This window comes from Mycobacterium sp. 3-98, assembly GCF_035918355.1.
Classification (GTDB): Bacteria; Actinomycetota; Actinomycetes; order Mycobacteriales; family Mycobacteriaceae; genus Mycobacterium; species Mycobacterium intracellulare.
Genome location: NZ_CP142360.1, coordinates 1111855 through 1128270, shown reverse-complemented (window position 1 = coordinate 1128270; position 16416 = coordinate 1111855). Strand labels below are relative to the sequence as shown.

17 protein-coding genes and 1 pseudogene are annotated in these 16416 nt (G+C 69.6%); 3 read left to right on the top strand and 15 right to left on the bottom strand.

Translation table 11 applies throughout. The features are described 5' to 3' along the window. Window position 1 precedes the first annotated feature (1 nt). The 7 genes from QGN30_RS05520 to QGN30_RS05490 all read right to left on the bottom strand — a co-directional run bounded on the left by QGN30_RS05520 (window position 2) and on the right by QGN30_RS05490 (window position 5296). Window positions 2-103 carry a 30S ribosomal protein bS22 gene (locus tag QGN30_RS05520; protein ID WP_003402602.1) on the bottom strand — a complete coding sequence of 34 codons (102 nt, stop codon included), beginning with the start codon at window positions 101-103 and terminating at the stop codon, window positions 2-4. A gap of 146 nt (window positions 104-249) precedes the next feature. Next, complete coding sequence (locus QGN30_RS05515; RefSeq protein WP_026071177.1) at window positions 250-507, bottom strand: cell division/environmental response transcriptional regulator; 258 nt, start codon at window positions 505-507, stop codon at window positions 250-252. A gap of 139 nt (window positions 508-646) precedes the next feature. Beyond that, window positions 647-1522, bottom strand: a complete 876-nt coding sequence (proC, locus tag QGN30_RS05510) for a pyrroline-5-carboxylate reductase (protein ID WP_172417541.1) — start codon at window positions 1520-1522, stop codon at window positions 647-649. A gap of 27 nt (window positions 1523-1549) precedes the next feature. Continuing rightward, the gene (locus QGN30_RS05505) at window positions 1550-2443 is read right to left on the bottom strand and encodes a thioesterase family protein (protein WP_008261191.1); all 894 of its coding nucleotides are present in this window, start codon (window positions 2441-2443) and stop codon (window positions 1550-1552) included. A gap of 25 nt (window positions 2444-2468) precedes the next feature. Next, window positions 2469-3311 (bottom strand): sugar phosphate isomerase/epimerase family protein, encoded by an 843-nt coding sequence (locus QGN30_RS05500; RefSeq protein ID WP_020188428.1) that lies wholly within the window; start codon window positions 3309-3311, stop codon window positions 2469-2471. A 15-nt stretch (window positions 3312-3326) separates the two neighbouring features. After that, entirely contained in the window at window positions 3327-4283 is a 957-nt protein-coding gene (locus QGN30_RS05495; RefSeq protein ID WP_038537716.1) for a hypothetical protein, read from the bottom strand. Continuing rightward, window positions 4280-5296 carry a Ppx/GppA phosphatase family protein gene (locus QGN30_RS05490; protein WP_008261202.1) on the bottom strand — a complete coding sequence of 339 codons (1017 nt, stop codon included), beginning with the start codon at window positions 5294-5296 and terminating at the stop codon, window positions 4280-4282. Before QGN30_RS05490 ends, QGN30_RS05495 begins: the two co-directional genes overlap by 4 nt. A gap of 119 nt (window positions 5297-5415) precedes the next feature. Between QGN30_RS05490 and QGN30_RS05485 the strand changes: the two genes are divergently transcribed. Further along, complete coding sequence (locus QGN30_RS05485; protein ID WP_326566554.1) at window positions 5416-6219, top strand: hypothetical protein; 804 nt, start codon at window positions 5416-5418, stop codon at window positions 6217-6219. A gap of 3 nt (window positions 6220-6222) precedes the next feature. Here the strand turns inward: QGN30_RS05485 and regX are convergent, their stop codons facing one another. The 6 genes and pseudogenes from regX to QGN30_RS05455 form a co-directional block, all read right to left on the bottom strand. Beyond that, window positions 6223-6906 (bottom strand): two-component sensory transduction protein RegX, encoded by a 684-nt coding sequence (regX, locus tag QGN30_RS05480; protein ID WP_008261205.1) that lies wholly within the window; start codon window positions 6904-6906, stop codon window positions 6223-6225. A gap of 90 nt (window positions 6907-6996) precedes the next feature. Then, window positions 6997-8226, bottom strand: a complete 1230-nt coding sequence (locus tag QGN30_RS05475) for a sensor histidine kinase (RefSeq protein WP_008261206.1) — start codon at window positions 8224-8226, stop codon at window positions 6997-6999. 153 nt (window positions 8227-8379) lie between these two features. After that, window positions 8380-9129: a phosphoglyceromutase gene (locus QGN30_RS05470; RefSeq protein WP_014942982.1), complete on the bottom strand. Its 750-nt coding sequence runs from the start codon at window positions 9127-9129 to the stop codon at window positions 8380-8382. A 130-nt stretch (window positions 9130-9259) separates the two neighbouring features. Further along, window positions 9260-9800, bottom strand: a pseudogene (locus QGN30_RS05465) (YbjN domain-containing protein); the annotation flags it as partial. After that, window positions 9797-11071, bottom strand: coding sequence for a D-inositol-3-phosphate glycosyltransferase (gene mshA / locus QGN30_RS05460; protein ID WP_014383354.1), 1275 nt, complete (start codon window positions 11069-11071; stop codon window positions 9797-9799). The gene mshA and the pseudogene QGN30_RS05465, both read right to left, overlap by 4 nt. Before the next feature lie 22 nt (window positions 11072-11093). After that, window positions 11094-12344: an ROK family transcriptional regulator gene (locus QGN30_RS05455; protein WP_196771132.1), complete on the bottom strand. Its 1251-nt coding sequence runs from the start codon at window positions 12342-12344 to the stop codon at window positions 11094-11096. Between the two features lie 260 nt (window positions 12345-12604). Here QGN30_RS05455 and QGN30_RS05450 point away from each other — a divergent pair, with 260 nt between their 5' ends. After that, entirely contained in the window at window positions 12605-13354 is a 750-nt protein-coding gene (locus tag QGN30_RS05450) for an SDR family oxidoreductase (protein WP_038537724.1), read from the top strand. On the opposite strand, the gene QGN30_RS05445 is transcribed toward QGN30_RS05450, so the two are convergent. Both QGN30_RS05445 and QGN30_RS05440 read right to left on the bottom strand, forming a co-directional pair. Next, window positions 13338-14711 (bottom strand): L,D-transpeptidase, encoded by a 1374-nt coding sequence (locus QGN30_RS05445; RefSeq protein WP_170320630.1) that lies wholly within the window; start codon window positions 14709-14711, stop codon window positions 13338-13340. The two genes, QGN30_RS05450 and QGN30_RS05445, sit on opposite strands and share 17 nt — an antisense overlap. A gap of 32 nt (window positions 14712-14743) precedes the next feature. After that, a complete protein-coding gene (locus QGN30_RS05440; protein ID WP_038537727.1) occupies window positions 14744-15862 on the bottom strand; it encodes a UDP-N-acetylmuramate dehydrogenase in 1119 nt (372 codons plus the stop codon). Window positions 15863-15888: 26 nt separating this feature from the next. Here QGN30_RS05440 and QGN30_RS05435 point away from each other — a divergent pair, with 26 nt between their 5' ends. Next, a complete protein-coding gene (locus QGN30_RS05435; RefSeq protein ID WP_038537729.1) occupies window positions 15889-16413 on the top strand; it encodes a DUF2505 domain-containing protein in 525 nt (174 codons plus the stop codon). Window positions 16414-16416: the final 3 nt, after the last annotated feature.

Below are 16416 nucleotides of genomic sequence, written 5' to 3'. Positions count from 1 at the left end.
GTTACTTGCCGAGTTTTCTGCGCTGCACCCGGGTGCGACGCAGCAGCTTGCGGTGCTTCTTCTTCGACATACGCTTGCGCCGCTTCTTGATTACTGAACCCATGAACTCCGCTATCTAGACCGAGACCTGCTTCAAAGATTGGACCCGGACACTTTACCCAGCCGGACGCACCCAACGCCAAACCGCGTCGCGTGATCGCCGCCGAGCCGCGAAGCCAGGTGCCGCCCGCGAGCGGCCACCGGTTCGGGTCAGCCCGCGTCGAAGTAGGACGTCTCCAGCATGTCGTGGACGGCCTTGGCGTGCACCCGGAAGGACCGACCCACCCGGACCGCGGGTAGTTCGCCGTTGTGCACCAACCGGTAGACCGTCATCTTGGAGACCCGCATCAACGCGGCCACCTCGGCGACGGTGAGAAATTGCGTCCTGCCCTGCTGGCCATCGACGGAACCGGTGTCCCGCGGCTTACCTGCAGAATCTCGCGTTGATGGCCCATTCGTAGACGTCATCGCTACCCAATCGTGTCAGGCACGCGCATGCCAGCGGCTTCCCCTCCGCTGGCACCGACACGTGCTTACAAAGAGGAGAATAGCGGGACTGATGGGGTTACTGGTACTGGTGGGGGACAATCAGTTCAAAAATCTTGGATTACTCTGATGTAATTCTTAGCTGCTCAGAGCGCATTTTGGCGGCCTGAACCGCCGCATCCACGGCCGCTCGCAGGCCTCCCCGTTCCAGCTCACGCAGGGCCGCCGCGGTGGTGCCGCCGGGGGACGTCACGGTCGCCCGCAGCTGCGTCGCGGTGGCGTCCACCCGCATCCCGGGCGCCTCGGCCTCGGAAAGCCGGCGATCGGCGTCCATCCGTTCCAGCAGCATCGCCGCCGCGCCTGCCATGGTCTGCGCGGTCAGATCGCCCGCCACCTCGCGGCTCAGCCCCGCCGCAACGCCGGCGTCGATGAGCGCCTCGACCATCAGGAAGAAATACGCGGGACCCGAGCCCGACAGCGCGGTGACGGCGTCCATTTGGCCCTCGGGGACGCTCAGCACCCCGCCGACGGAATCGAACAGGGCCGAGACGCCCTCCAGCTGCGGCGGGGTGACGAACCTGCCCTTGGCCAGGGCCGTGACGCCCGCGCCGACCAGCGCCGCGGTGTTGGGCATTGCCCGCACCACCGGCGTCCCGGCCGGAAGTTTGGCTTCGAAGTAGGCGATGGTGACGCCGGCCGCGACCGTGACGAAGACCTGCTCGGCGGTATCGCTCTCCGCCTCGGCGGCCGCCCGGGCGACCTCCGACATCACCGACTCCACGTCGGCGGGCTTCACCGCGACCACGACGAACGACGCGTTTTCCACCGCCTCGGCCACCGAGGTGATCAGCACTGAATAGGTGTCGGCCAGATACTTGGCGCGCTCGGGCACCCGCTCGACCACCACCAGGTCCTTGACCTGCCGGCCCGCGCGCAGCAGACCCGACAGCAGTGCCTCCCCGATGCTGCCGCCACCGATGATCGCGATTCTTGCCATGCCGGACAGCATCGCAGACACCGCCGGCTAGCGAGCGGCAGGGACCAACGCCAGCTGGCGGGCCTGCACCACCAGGCGCCCGAGGCTGTCGACGACCGTGTGGTCCTCGTCGAACCAGTCGTGCCCGATCTCGGTGCAGGTCGCGATGATGCGCAGCCAGCCGTCGGCGGGCAGCCCCCGCAGGAAGGCGGTGAGCTGGATGGTGGGCGCCCAACCGGTGCGGTCCACGGCGAAGGTCACCGGCGCCGACAGGTCGCCGCACATGAGAGCGAACAGCGCGTCCGGGGCCACGCCGCGGGGGCGTGCCCACATCTGGATCACCGGCGGGCGCCCGTCGTCGCGGACCTGCATCGTCGACAACACCGGCCGCACGTCGCAACCCTCGCCCAGGTGCACCAGGCCGGCCAGCGGATGCCCGGGGCCGATCGGCTCGATGTCGTCGGGTGGTTCGGGCGTCATCAGGTCGGCCACCGGGTTGGCCGACAGCAACGGCTTCACGGCGCCGTCGACCGGCCTGCTCGATGACCCGGCTCCTCCTCGGGCCGCTTCACGGCCCGCATCGTCGACCGGGTAATGCTCGGGCTCGCCGAGGTTGACCACGGCGTGCACCGCGGTGCGGTCACCCTGGGTGAGCTCGACGTCCACGACGCTGATCCGGCGGCCGCGCTTGCGGATCGACGTGACCAACTGCACCGGCCCCGGATCGGGCGCCCACAGGAAGCTCGCGGACACGGCGACCGGTTGCAGGTCCGGTCCGGCCGGCTGTCCGCCGCAGGCGGTGCGCGCGGCGTTGGCGCACAGGGCCAGCATCGCGCCGCCGTGCACCTTGGGACCGATGGTCCAGCGCTTGTCGAGCTCTCCTTCGTAAACGCCGGAACCGGCCTCCCGCAACGACATTGCGGTGGTGAATAACGCGTTCATGGACTTTTGCGGGTCTCCTGAATCATCAGCGCAGCAGATGCGTGCGGGCGAACTGCAGCGACTCGGCGAGCATGGCTTCGCGCTCATTGGCTGAGCGCGCGCTGGACGTCGACACCTCCAGGATGACGTGCCCGGCGAACTGGCCGCCGGCCAGCATCTGGCACACCTCGGCGGTGGGTTGGGTGCCGCGCCCGGGCACCAGGTGCTCGTCGGCGGGCAGACCGTTACCGTCGCACAGGTGCAGGTGGACCAGGCCGGCACCCATCCGCTGGGCCATGTCCAGCGAGTCGGTGCCCGCCGTCGCGGTGTGGGACAGGTCCAGCGTGTAGTGCGCGTGGTTGCCGTCGAGCGGGTCGTAGGAGGGCGCGAACGCCGAAATCGCCGGGCCGGGGCCGCCCCCGCGCCGGCGCATCCGTTCCAGCGACTGGCCGGCCCCGAAGAGCCGGTCCGCCCGGAACGGGAACATGTTCTCCACCGCGACCATCACGTCGCTCGAGGCTTCCAGCTTCGCCACCTGCTCGCTGAACCCCTCGGCGTAGCGCCGCTGCCAGCGAAACGGCGGATGCACGACGACGGTCTGCGCGCCCAGCTGTTCGGCGACGCGCACGCTGCGGTCCAGCTTGGGGATCGGGTTGGGGCCCCACACCCGTTGCGAGATCAGCAGGCACGGCGCGTGCACCGACAGCACCGGCACGCGATAGCGCCTGGACAGCTTCTTGACCGCCGCGACGTCCTGGCTCGCCGATTCGGCCCAGACCATCAGCTCGACGCCGTCGTAGCCGAGCCGGGCCGCGTACTCGAAGGCGGCCTCGGCCCGCAACGGGTACACCGAAGCCGTGGAGAGGCCGACTTTGATGGCTGGGCGCACTGGATGTGGGCGCCGCTAGCCCGACTGCAACGACAGCGCCAGGGGCCCCAGGGTGATCAGCGCACCCACCGCGACCGCGATCAACGTGCTGGCGATGTCCTCGGTTTTGCGGACCACCCGAACCCCGACCACCAGGCCGAGGATGACCAGCACCGAGAGCACCAGCGCCACGATGCTGTTCCAGCGCCACAGTTGGTCGAAGGCCACGAACAGCCCGCCGCCGAACGCGACCGCCAGGATCGACTGCAGCACAACCACGGCGCTGCGCCACAGCGCGTCGAGCCTGCCCTCCGCCGGGTGAGCGTCGGCGCCCTCCGCATGAGCGTCCTCGTCCTCGAGGCCGAGCAATCCGGTGTCGAGCGACCCCGCGCGCGCGGCGTCCCCGTCCTCGTCCAGATCCTCGTCCAGCGAGCCCGAGGACCGCAGGTAGGAGCGCACGTAGGCGGAGTCCTCCAGCGCGGGTTCGGCTTCACGCACGTCGGAATCCATCACGTCGACGGGGATGTCGGCGTAATGGTCCATCGGATCAGGACTCATGTCCTCGGCGCCGGAGGGCTCCTCGGGCCGGGCGGTCCCGTTGGCCAAGGGCCGCGGGTATGCGCTGCGCTCGGGGCCCGGCACCCGCTTGGGCTGCGGCGGCGACTTGGGCCAGCGCGGCTCGGGCTCGGACCAGTAGGCGGTCTTGGGCTTGTCTTCTGTCACCGGCTCGGCGGCGACGTCCTCGGTGGGCGAATCGGCGGGTTCGACGGCCTCGATGGTGTCGGTAGCGCCGTGTTCGGCGTCGTCGTCGTCGCGGACCACCGGGATTTCGCCGGTGAGCTCGGCGACGGTCACCGCGTCGCTGTCACCGCGGCGACGGCGGCGCCGCCGGGTGACCGCCGGGGCACCGATGGTTCCGTTTCTGGCCAGCAATTCGGCCACCGAGATCGGCCGAGTGCCCGGGCTCTCGGTCTCGGAGTGCGGTCCGGTCATGGTTTGTCGCCTCTCGATCGGTGCTGATTCCGATCAACTACCTGACCTCCAGCATTACGCACCGACGGGCCCATGAGGGCGGTTCCGTCGGCTTCACTGTCGAGTTTGCGCAGAATGAGACCTTCCCGTAATGCCCACGGGCAAATATCCACCACTTCGATCGACAGCGCTCGCATGCTCGCCTCCGCCACCAGCGCACCCGCCACGATCTGCGGGGCGCGCTCGGCGCTCACTCCTTCCAGTTCCGCCCGGTCGGCGGTCGTCATCCTAGAGATGAAAGATATGAGTTGCCTGAGGCCGTTTGCTGTCAGCGTCCTCTTGACCCGCGGTCCGGCGCCCGACGGGGCCGCGCCGGTGAGCCGCGCCAGCGAGCGGAACGTCTTCGACGACGCCACCGCCAGGTCGGGACTGCCGGCGTCGAGGATCTTCGCGCTGGCCTCGGCGAGTTCGGCGTCCAGCCAATCCCGCAGCATCGCCACCCGGCGCCGCCCGGGCGGATCGTCGGGCAACCACTCGCGGGTCAGCCGGCCGGCGCCCAGCGGCAGCGACATCGCGACTTCGGGCTCCTCGTCCAGGCCGCTGGACATCTCCAGCGAGCCGCCACCGATGTCGAGGTTGATGATCCGCCCCGCGCTCCACCCGTACCAGCGGCGCACCGCCAAAAAGGTCAGCCGCGACTCGTCGACTCCGGTCAGCACCCGCAACTCGACGCCGGTCTCCTTGCGCACCCGGCTCAGCACGTCGTCGGAGTTGCCGGCATCACGGACCGCCGAGGTGGCGAAGGCCATCAGCTCCTCGCAGCCCGAACTGTCGGCGATCTTGGCGAATTCGTCGATTGTGGAGATCAGCTTCTCGGCACCACGTTTGGTGATCTTGCCGGCGCTGTCGGTGGCCTCGGCCAGCCGCAGGGTGGCCTTCGTCGAACTCATCGGCGTCGGATGACCGCCCCGGTGGGCATCGACCACCAGGAGATGCACCGTGTTGCTGCCCACGTCGAGAACGCCCAATCGCACGTAGACAACCTAACGGGGCGTCGCCGGCAGGCTTTTGCGCGACCCGGTTAACCCACCGTGATCACGGCCATACGGGCCGCGAGTGTCAGCGGCGCGGCCGCGCCGAAATGTGGTCTAACGTGGACTTCGTGGCGAATTCGCACCCAGAACCCGGACAGCCGGGCCACGAGGTCGAACTGGATTTCGCCCGCGAATGGGTGGAGTTCTACGACCCCGACAACCCCGAGCACCTGATCGCCGCCGACCTGACCTGGCTGCTCTCGCGGTGGACGTGTGTCTTCGGCACACCCGCCTGCCAGGGCACGGTGGAGGGCCGCCCCGACGACGGATGTTGCTCACACGGCGCGTTCTTGTCCGACGACGACGACCGCGCCCGCCTCGACGACGCGGTGAAAAAGCTGACCGCCGCCGACTGGCAGTATCGCGAAAAAGGCTTGGGCCGCAAGGGATATCTGGAGCTCGACGAGCATGAGGGCCAGCCCCAGTACCGCACCCGCAAGCACAAGGACGCGTGCATTTTCCTCAACCGGCCCGGCTTCGCGGGCGGCGTCGGCTGCGCGCTGCACAGCAAGGCCCTCAAGCTCGGTGTGCCGCCGCTGACCATGAAGCCGGATGTCTGCTGGCAGTTGCCGATCCGTCGCAGCCAGGAGTGGGTGACCCGGCCCGACGGCACCGAGATCCTCAAGACCTGGGTCACCGAATACGACCGCCGCGGCTGGGGTTCCGGGGGCGCCGACCTGCACTGGTACTGCACCGGCGACCCAGCCGCCCACGTCGGCGCCAAGCAGGTGTGGGAAAGCCTGGCCGACGAACTCACCGAACTGCTGGGCGGCAAGGCCTACGCGGAGCTGGCCGCAATGTGCAAGCGCCGCAGCAAGTTAGGACTCATCGCGGTGCACCCGGCGACTCGCATCGCCGAGTAGCCGCTAGCCCTCCAGCTTGTAGCCCAGGCCCCGCACCGTCACCAGGTGCACCGGGTTGGCCGGGTCGGCTTCGATCTTGGACCGCAGGCGCTTGACGTGGACGTCGAGCGTCTTGGTGTCGCCGACGTAGTCCGCGCCCCATACCCGGTCGATCAGCTGCCCGCGGGTCAGCACCCGGCCACTGTTGCGCATCAGGTACTCGAGCAGGTCGAATTCCTTGAGCGGCAAGGTGATCGTGTCGCCGTTGACCGACACGACGTGGCGTTCGACGTCCATCCGCACCGGGCCCGACTCGAGCACGCCATCGCTGATCTCGGAGTCGTCCTCGCCGCCGCGGCGCAACACCGCCCGGATCCGCGCGATCAGCTCGCGCGCCGAATAGGGCTTGGTCACATAGTCATCCGCGCCCAGCTCGAGACCCACGACCTTGTCGATCTCGCTATCGCGGGCGGTCACCATGATCACCGGCACGCTGGAACGCGCCCGCAGTTGCTTGCAGACGTCGGTGCCAGACATTCCGGGCAGCATCAGGTCAAGTAGGACGATGTCGGCGCCGGCGCGGTCAAACTCGGCGAGCGCCGCCGACCCGTCGGTCACCACGGTGGCCTCAAAGCCTTCCTTGCGGAGCAGGAACGCCAGCGGATCGGCCAGCGACTCCTCGTCCTCCACGATCAGCACACTGGTCATCAGCGCGATTCCTCCTCATCGCTACGCTCTGCATCGTCATACGCGCGGGTCATCAGCGCGATTCCTCCTCGGCATCGTCGTACGCGCGGGTCATCGACTTAGTTCTTCCTCTCGTTGGGACCTGTCGGGCCGCACGTCGCGACCCTGCGCTTGCTCGGATTCGCCCTCGTCTCGAGGAGACGGCTTGGCCGCGGGAATGGACAGCGTGAATGTCGATCCGGTTCCCGGCTTGCTCCACACGCCGATGGTGCCGTTGTGGTTAGCCGCGACGTGTTTGACGATGGCCAGGCCCAGCCCGCTGCCGCCGGTGGCCCGCGAACGCGCCTTGTCGCCCCGGAAGAAACGCTCGAAGACCCGCTCCTGGTCTTCCAGGGCGATCCCGATCCCGCGATCCGTGACGGCGATCTCGACGTTCTCGCCGCGGCGGCGACGGCTGATCGACACCGGCGAACCCGGCGGCGAATAGGCGATCGCGTTGGAAACCAGGTTGGCCAGCGCGGTGGTCAACAGCGTTTCGTCGCCGAGCACCCGCAACCCGCTGGGGGCGTCGGTGCGGACCGCGATCTTGGTGTTCTCCGCGGCCACCTTGTGACGCGAAATCGCTTCGCTCACAACCTTATCGACGTCGACGTCGACGACGTTGGGCAGCGGTTCGGCGCCCTGCAGCCGGGACAGCTCGATCAGTTCGGCGACCATGTCCCCCAAACGGTTGGCTTCGACGAGCACCTTCTCGGCGAACCGCCGCACGGTTTCGGAGTCGTCGGCCGAGGCCAGCAGGGCCTCGGCGAGCAGGGCCATCGCACCCACCGGGGTCTTGAGCTCGTGGCTGACGTTGGCGACGAAGTCGCGCCGGGTCGCTTCCATCCGCGCGTAGTCGGACTGGTCGTGGGCGAAGACCACGGCGAACCGGCGGTCCTCTTCGCTGAGCAACCGGGCCTGCCCGTGCACCGATAGCCCGGACCGGGCGCCCGTCCGTTTCGAGGGCTGCAGGTCGAACTCGACATCGACACCGGTCAGCGCCTGCTGCGCCGCCTCCCAGGCCTGGTCATCGAGCTGACGATCGCGCACCAGGCCGAGCTCCTTGGCCCGGTCGTTGAGGTAGACGACGTCGCGGTGGACGTCCACCACCGCCGCGCCCACCGGCATCAGCGCCACGATGCATTCCAGCATCTGCCCGACGGTGATCCCGGTCCATTCGGTGCTCACCCGCTGCCGGCGCTGCATCGCGCGCGGCGACAGTCGGACCCCGACCGCCACTCCTGCGGCCAGCGCCAGCACGGACAACACCCCGGCCAGCAACAGCGCCGAGAACACAGTCACATAGCAAATCCTACAAATCTTCCTGAACGCTGCCCTAGCAGAACGAGGCCAAAATCGGACAAGTCACACCTTGCGTCACAGGTGTTCCGCTCCCGTTCACGTGATGTTTGGCTAACGGGGCGTTCGCGCGACGGATTGCGCCGGGCGCAAAGGTCAGCCGCGGCCCTGGCCGGCGACCGCGGCGGCACCGGCGGCGGCCGCCTCGGGGTCCAGATAGGTGCCGCCGGGCACCACCGGGCGCAGGTCGGCGTCCAGGTCGTAGCGCAGCGGGATGCCGGTCGGGATGTTCAGGCCCACGATGTCGTCGTCGGACATCCGATCGAGGTGCTTGACCAGGGCCCGCAGCGAGTTGCCGTGCGCGACGATCAGCACCGTCTTGCCGCTGCGCAGGTCCGGGACGATGACGTCGGTGAAATACGGCAGGAAACGGACGACCACGTCGGCGAGGCACTCGGTCAGCGGCCCGCCGCCGATGTCGGCGTAGCGGGGATCGGTGTCCTGGCTGTAGGTGCTGCCCTTCTCGATCGGCGGGGGCGGCGTGTCGTAGCTGCGTCGCCAGGCCATGAACTGGTCGTCGCCGTAGCGCGCCTTGGTCTCGGCCTTGTCCAGGCCCTGCAGCGCCCCGTAATGGCGTTCGTTGAGCCGCCAGGTGCGCCGCACCGGGATCCACAGCCGGTCGGCGGCGTCCAGCGCCAGGTGCGCGGTGGAGATGGCCCGGCGCAGCAGCGACGTGTAGAGGACGTCGGGCAACAGATTGTGTTCGGCCAGCAGCTCGCCGCTGCGCACCGCCTCGGTGCGGCCCCTGTCGGTCAGCCCGACGTCCACCCAACCGGTGAACAGGTTCAGCGAATTCCATTCGCTTTCACCGTGGCGGAGCAGGATCAGCGTGGCGGAGTCACCCATGCCGGTTAGTCTCTCACGCGCTCATTCAGCGGTCGTCGTCGTCCGCATCGTCGTCTTCGCGGCTCAAAGCTCGACTCCTCCTCATCGCGCTTCGCGCTCTGCATCGTCGTCTTCGCGGCTCAAAGCTCGACTCCTCCTCATCGCGCTTCGCGCTCTGCATCGTCGTCTTCGTCGATCAGGTGGGCGAACGCCTGCAGGTTCTTCAGCGACTCGCCGCGCGATACGCGCCACTCCCACTCTTTCTGGATCGACGAGCGAAAACCCAACTCCAGCAACGTATTAAAGTCCGAGTCCACCGCTTCGAGCACCTGGCCGAGCACCCGGTCGATCTCGTCGGCGTCCACCGACGGCAGCGACATGCGGCCCACCAGGTAGATGTCGCCGACGTTGTCCAGCGTGTAGGCCACGCCGTAGAGCCGGCGATTGCGCTTGAGCAGGAACCGGTACACGCCCTCGTGGTTCTCGTCCGGCTTGCGGCACACGAACGCCTCGACCCGCACCGAATGCTCGCCCACGCTCAGGATGGTGTTGGTCTTGAGCTTGCGCTCACCGGGCAGTTCCACCACCAACCCCGACGGACCGCCATGCGCGCCAGCGTGTTTCGAGTAGTTCAGCCCGCTTGCCCGCAGGGCATCCTCGATCACCCGTGACACATCGGTAGAGGAACTCATGCGCCCACCTCGCGGCGCTCGGCGGTGTACTCGCGGATCGCGCGGCGATAGCTGGCCAGCAGCGCATCGGTGGTGTGATCCCAGGAGAAGGTCGCCGCGTGGGCGGCGGCCGCGCGGCCCATCTCCCCGGCCGCCGGCGCCGGCCTGCGCAGCAGCCCGTCCAGGGCGGCCGCCCATCGATCGACGTCGTGCCCGGCGACCAGCGTGCCGGTGACCCCGTCGCGCACGGCCACCGGCAGCCCGCCGACCGCGGCCGCCGCCACCGGGGTGCCGCAGGCCTGCGCCTCGAGGGCGACCAGGCCGAAGGACTCCGAATAACTCGGCACCGCAACGACATTGGCGGCCTGGAACAAGGTGGCCAGGTTCGACCGCGACTGCGGGGGCAAAAAAGTCACCCGCGCGGTGATGCCCAGCTCGTCGGCCAGGCGGGCCAATCCGTCCGGGGAAGCCAGGCCGCTGCCCGACGGTCCGCCGGCCACGACGATCCGCACCCCGGGCAGTTTCGCCGCGGCACGCAACACGATGTCGGGGGCCTTCAGCGGCTGGATCCGGCCGACGAACGCCACGATGGGTTCGTCGGGTGGCAGGCCCAGCGCGGCCCGGGCGGCCCGACGATCGCCGGGCCGGAACACGTCGAGGTCCACGCCGGGATGGACGACGTCGATCCGCGCCGGGTCGGCGTGGTGAATCGTGATCAGCTGCCTGGCCTCGTCGTCGGTGTTGACGATCAGCCGGTCGGCCTCGTCGACCACCTGCTGCTCCCCCACCGTGCGCAGCGGCGGCTCGGGCGAGTCCCCCTCGGCCAGCGCCGCGTTCTTGACCGCGGCGAGGGTGTGTGCGGTGTGCACCAACGGCACCGCCCAGCGGTCACGCGCCAGCCACCCCACCTGCCCGGACAGCCAATAATGCGAGTGCACGATGTCGTAGTAACCGGGCTCGTGGGATGCCTCGGCGCGCAATACGCCGGCCGCGAACGCGCACAGCTGGGTGGGCAGATCGTATTTGTCCAGCCCTTCGAACGGCCCCGCCACCACGTTGCGGACCAGCACTCCCGGCGCCACCCGCGCGACCGGCGGGTCGGCGGACGCGGTCGCCCGGGTGAAGATCTCCACCTCGATGCCCCGGCGCGCCAGATGCAACGCGGTCTGCAGCACGTAGACGTTCATGCCGCCTGCGTCGCCGGTGCCGGGCTGGGCCAGCGGGGAGGTGTGGACCGCCAACACTGCGACCCGGCGCGGTTCGTTCAGCCGGAAAACGTCATCGTGGCGCACCCTGTCATCTTTACAGGACGGCTCAGGCGGACGACTCGTCCCGGGTGACCTCGTGCAGCCGGGCGTCGAGCGCCCCCGCCCGCCGCATCGCGCCCAGCGGGTCGGCGTACAGCCCGGACAGCGACACGGTCCCCGCGCCGGCCTCCTGCACCCGGTTGCCGAACGCGGTGAGGCGGATGTCGCGCGGCCCCAGCACCGAGCGTGCGGCGAACGCCGCCTCCACCTGCTCCATCGCCTCGGGGTATTCGGTGAACGCCTGGCCGCCGACGACCAGTTCGTCGGGGTTGAGCATGTCGCGCAGCAACGCCACCGCCTCCCCGAGCACCCGGCCCCGCTCGGCGAGCAGATCCTTGGCCTGCTGGTTGCCGGCGCGCGCCACCCGCAACAGGTCGGCGATGCCGGTGGCGGGCCCGTTGGCGCGGTTCGCCGGGGCGAACGGCAGGATGCGCTGCTGGCGGGCGACGGCCACCACGGCCTCGTCACTGACGGTGGATTCCAGCTGACCGGTGCCGCCGAGCAGCTCGGACTGGGCCGGCAGGCTCGCGATGGTGCCCGGCCCGCTGGACGGGCAGTGCACCCGCCCGCCGATCACCAGCGCGTAGCCCACGGTCTCGCGGGCGTAGACGTACAGGCTGGTCGGCGAGCTGGGCAGGAACCGGCGCATGCCCAGCAGCAGCTCGGCTCCGGCCATGGCGTCGACGTGCGAGGCCACCGAAACCGGCAGGCCCAGCGCGTCGGCCAGCACCTGGCCGACCGGCGCCTGCCGCCAGCCCAGCCGCGGGTGGTCCACCTGGCCGGTGGCGCCGTCGACGGTGCCGCCGATGGCGACGCCGACCCACAGCGGCCGCCGCCGATGCCAACGCCGCAGGTATCGCCGGGCGCTGTCGGCCAGCGACGCCAGCGCGGGCCCGGCCGGGTTGCGCGGCGTCGGGGTCTCGACGGTGTCGAGGGTGCGGCCGAACAGGTCGGTGGCCACGATGCTGGTGGTGCGCGCACCGATGTGGATGCCCAGCGTCACGAACGGCTCGTGGTTGACCTCGACCGGCACGCGCGGGCGGCCGATCGCGCCCGAGACGGCCAGGTCGGCGCGCTCGCGCAGCAGGCCCGCCTCCAGCAGGGCGATGACCTGACGGTTGACCGTCGCGATGCTCAGCGAGGTGACGCCGGCGATGACGTCACGGCCGACGGGACCGCGCAGCCGGACGGCCCGGAAGACGGAGGCCGCCGCGGAGTCGGGGATGTGCAAGGCCGGCGGCACGATCTGCCGGCGCACCGAGCGGTGGCCCTTCTGGCCGGAATAGCCGACGACGCGGCCGGCCGAAAGATGGGTATGGGTGAGGGTATTGGTGGGCACGAGCGTCCTTTTGTCCGAATTTTGCTGGCCATCTTGGCCACACCTGGCATGGGGTCAGGAGCGGCAAAGTGCGCAGCAACAACACGCACCCGCCGCGCACAGACACGCGGCGGTGGTGATGTCGGACAGGGCGCTGTGAAGCACACGGAAAATTTAGCACGTTCACTAAGGTTGTTTCGATGGTTGAAACTGGCAGGAATGAACGCGTCGCGGTGATCACGGGAGCCAGCTCCGGAATCGGCGCGGCGACCGCTCGAACCCTGGCTGCGCAGGGCTTTCACATCGTCGCGGTGGCGCGCCGCGCCGACCGGATCCGCGACCTGGCCGAGGAGATCGGCGGCACCGCGATTGTGGCCGATGTCACAGACGATGCGTCCGTCGACGCGCTGGCGAGCAAACTGAGCCGCGTCGACGTGCTGGTCAACAACGCCGGCGGCGCCCGCGGACTGGAACCCGTCGCCGATGCCGACCTCGACCACTGGCGGTGGATGTGGGAGACCAACGTGATCGGCACGCTGCGGGTCACCCGCGCGTTGCTGCCCAAGCTGATCGAGTCCGGTGACGGGCTGATCGTCACCGTCACTTCCGTTGCGGCACTTGAGGTTTACGACGGCGGCGCCGGCTATACGGCGGCCAAACACGGCCAGGGCGCGCTGCACCGCACGCTGCGGGGCGAGCTACTGGGCAAACCGGTGCGGCTGACCGAAATCGCCCCGGGGGCCGTCGAAACGGAATTCTCGCTGGTGCGCTTCGACGGCGACCAACAGCGCGCGGATGCCGTCTACACCGGCATCACCCCGTTGGTGGCGGCCGACGTGGCCGAGGTGATCGGATTCGTCGCCTCGCGCCCGGCCCACGTCGATCTGGACCTGATCGTGATGAAGCCGCGCGACCAGGCGTCGGCCAGTCGCTTTAACCGCCGGGGGTAGCCGGACCGGTGGTGGCGGGCGTCGTCGTGGTCGGGGTGCCCGACAGGGTCGGCGCGTTGGACGGCGTGACGGGCGCGGTGACCGGGATCTGCGTCGACGGCGGGTGCGCGGTGGGCGGCGGCAGCGCCGACATCGCCACCCAGGTGTCCCAGTCCACGGCCCAGTCCCAGATGTCGCCGTCGGAGTAGGACAGCTGGATCGAGCTCCCGGTCACTTCGACCGGGTCGCCGTACATCGCCGACTGGTAGTACTGCTCGGCGTCGCCCGTGGACAGGTTGATGCAGCCGTTGGTGACGTTGGTGTTGCCCTGCGCGCCGGCGCTCGCCGGGTTGGCGTGGATGAACTCGCCGTTGTTGGAGATCCGCACCGCCCAGCGTTCGTGGATGTGGTTGTAGCCGGCCGCCGGGTTGGACATGTAGAAGTCGGCGTACTTCTCGCTGACCACGTGGATGCCGTTGCGGGTGACGTTGCGCGCCTTGTCGGCCTCGCCGTAGCTGCACGGGAAGTCCATGACGACGCCCTCGTCGCGGACCACCTGGATGCGGTGCGACGAGACTTCGGCCTTGACCACCTGCCGGCGGCCGATCTGGATGTTCAGCGAGATGTCCTCGGCGCCGTACGCGCTGTCGCCGAAGGGCAGGCCGTACAGCTTGGCCTCGACGCTGACGGTGGTGCCCGCCGGGTAGTACTCGCGGGTGCGCCAGTGCGCGCGGGCGCCCTGCGCCTCGTCGGGCAGCCAGGCCCAGCTGCCCTCGACGGGCGGGTTCGTCGTGACGGTCAGCGCCTTTTCGACGGCGGCCTTGTCGGTGATCGGGGCGTCGAACTGCAGGATGATCGGCGCCGCGACGCCGACGGTCTGGCCGTCGGCCAGCTGGAACGCCCCGCCAATCTTCTTGCTGGGCGAGACCGTGGTGAACTTCCCCGCAACCGGGACCGCCTTGCCGTCGTGCCCGACGGCCGAGCCGCTCCACGTGTAGGTCATGTCGTAGCCCAGGGGTTCGGAGGTCGTGTAGACGGTCCGGTCCTGGTTGAACGTTCCGGCGACGGCCTTGCCCGACGAATTCGACAGCGTGACGTGCTGGAACCACCCGTCGCTCACCTGGACGCTGACCGGGGCGATCGGCACCACGTTCTGGGTGGCGTCGGCGGGCTGGTACTTCAGCTGCAGCGCCGGCTGCTCCTTCTTCTCGGCTTGTTTCGCGGACGTGCCACCGCATGCGGCCAGCGCATTGGGGGCGAGCACGCCGAGCCCGAGGGTCGCCAAAGCAACGCGCCGGTTGAACGGCCGCGGGGCGCGGGACGGGGTCACGAAAATCAAAGATACCGGGGAAAATCCGCCGACCCGCCCGCGACAAATCGGGGTCTAGCCCGCGTCGGCAAATTTTGCGGCTACAGCCTGCACCCCAGCAGGACGGGCTCGGGGATCAGTGTGACACCAAACACGTCCGCGACGCCGTCGCGGACGGCGCGGGCCAGTGCGATCACGTCGTCGGCGCGGGCGCCCCCGCGGTTGGTCAGCGCCAACGCGTGCTTGGTGGACAGCCGGCAGGGCGCTTCGCGTCCGCCCGGTCCGGGCTCCGGATAGCCCTTGGGGAAGCCGGCCCGCTCCACCAGCCAGCCGGCGGCCAGCTTCACGCCGTCGGGCGCCGGGTAGTTCGGGACGGGCCCGTCGACGGTCGCCGCCAGCCGCTCGTAGACCTCGGGGGCGACGACCGGGTTGGTGAAGAACGAGCCCACGCTCCAGGTGTCGTGGTCGGCCGGGTCGAGCACCATGCCCTTGCGCGCCCGCAGGGCCAGCACGGCTTCGCGGACCGCCCGCGGCTCGGCACGCTCCCCGACGCCGACGTTCAGCGCCGCCGCCAACTCCGCGTAGCGCAGCGGCGCGCTGCGCCCCGATGCGTCCAGCGCGAACTCCACTTCCAGTACGACGGAAGGGATTTCGAAGCCGCCGGCGCCACCGCGTTTGAACACGCTGGTGCGGTAGCCGAAGCCCAGCTCGCCGCCCGGCACCCAGCGCACCTCGCCGGTGCCGCGGTCGAGCACCTTTACCCGCGTGATGGTGTCGGACACCTCCGCGCCGTAGGCACCCACGTTCTGCACCGGGGTGGCCCCGGCCGAGCCGGGGATGCCGGACAGGCATTCCAGCCCGCCGAGGCCGTGCTCGATGGCGGCGAGCACGACGTCGTCCCACTCCGCGCCCGCCTGGGCGCGGATCAGGTTGCCGTCGACCGTGATGCCGTCGTTGGCCAGCTTCACGGCGGTCAGGTCGGCGCACGTGTCGGAGATCACCAGGTTGGAGCCGCCGGCGAACACCAGCACCGGGCCGCCTTGTCCCGCACGCGATTCCGCGTCCAGGTGCCCCAGCGCGGCGACGACCTGGTCGCTGTTGGTGCACGTGACGAGGCGCCGTGCGATCGGCCCGATCCGCAGGGTCGTCAGCGGCGCCAGTGGCGCCGAGTCGGCCACCGACGCGCCGGCGAACGCCGAACCGGCACCGCTGGATTTCATGGCCCGTAACGGTAGCCTGACCTGCTATGCCGCGTTCATTCGACTTGTCGGCCGACTACGACGGCAGTGTTGACGAGGTGCACCGGGCCTTCACCGATCCGAACTACTGGCGGGCCAGGCTGGCCGAATCCGGGGCCGACGTCGCCACGCTGGAGTCGATGCGGGTCGGCGGGCAGTCCGGCGACGACGACACCGTCGAGGTCGTCACCCTGCAGGTGATCAGCAGCGACAAGCTGCCCGGGATGGTCACGCAGTTGCACAGCGGCGACCTGCGCATCCGGCGCGAGGAGACGTGGGGGCCGGTGACCGATGGGGCCGCGGCGGGGTCGGTCGTGGGCTCGATCGTGGGTGCGCCCGTGAGCCTGGAGGGCACCGCGGTGCTGGAACCGATCGGACGGACCGGGGGCTCCCGGCTGGCGTTCCGGGCCACCGTCCACGTGCGCGTCCCGATCATCGGCGGCAAGTTGGAGAACATCATCGGCGCGCGCCTGGCCGAGCTGATCGCCGCCGAACAGCGCTTCACCACGGAGTGGATCGCCAAAACGGCCTGAGCC

Excerpts from the sequence above, each read along its gene's own strand:
- QGN30_RS05515 (WP_026071177.1), bottom strand. The coding sequence starts at position 507 with ATGACGTCTACGAATGGGCCATCAACGCGAGATTCTGCAGGTAAGCCG.
- QGN30_RS05435 (WP_038537729.1), top strand. The coding sequence starts at position 15,889 with ATGCCGCGTTCATTCGACTTGTCGGCCGACTACGACGGCAGTGTTGAC.
- QGN30_RS05470 (WP_014942982.1), bottom strand. The coding sequence starts at position 9,129 with ATGGGTGACTCCGCCACGCTGATCCTGCTCCGCCACGGTGAAAGCGAA.
- regX (WP_008261205.1), bottom strand. The coding sequence starts at position 6,906 with ATGACCAGTGTGCTGATCGTGGAGGACGAGGAGTCGCTGGCCGATCCG.
- QGN30_RS05495 (WP_038537716.1), bottom strand. The coding sequence starts at position 4,283 with ATGACCGGACCGCACTCCGAGACCGAGAGCCCGGGCACTCGGCCGATC.
- QGN30_RS05440 (WP_038537727.1), bottom strand. The coding sequence starts at position 15,862 with ATGAAATCCAGCGGTGCCGGTTCGGCGTTCGCCGGCGCGTCGGTGGCC.
- QGN30_RS05520 (WP_003402602.1), bottom strand. The coding sequence starts at position 103 with ATGGGTTCAGTAATCAAGAAGCGGCGCAAGCGTATGTCGAAGAAGAAG.
- QGN30_RS05450 (WP_038537724.1), top strand. The coding sequence starts at position 12,605 with ATGGTTGAAACTGGCAGGAATGAACGCGTCGCGGTGATCACGGGAGCC.
- proC (WP_172417541.1), bottom strand. The coding sequence starts at position 1,522 with ATGGCAAGAATCGCGATCATCGGTGGCGGCAGCATCGGGGAGGCACTG.
- QGN30_RS05505 (WP_008261191.1), bottom strand. The coding sequence starts at position 2,443 with ATGAACGCGTTATTCACCACCGCAATGTCGTTGCGGGAGGCCGGTTCC.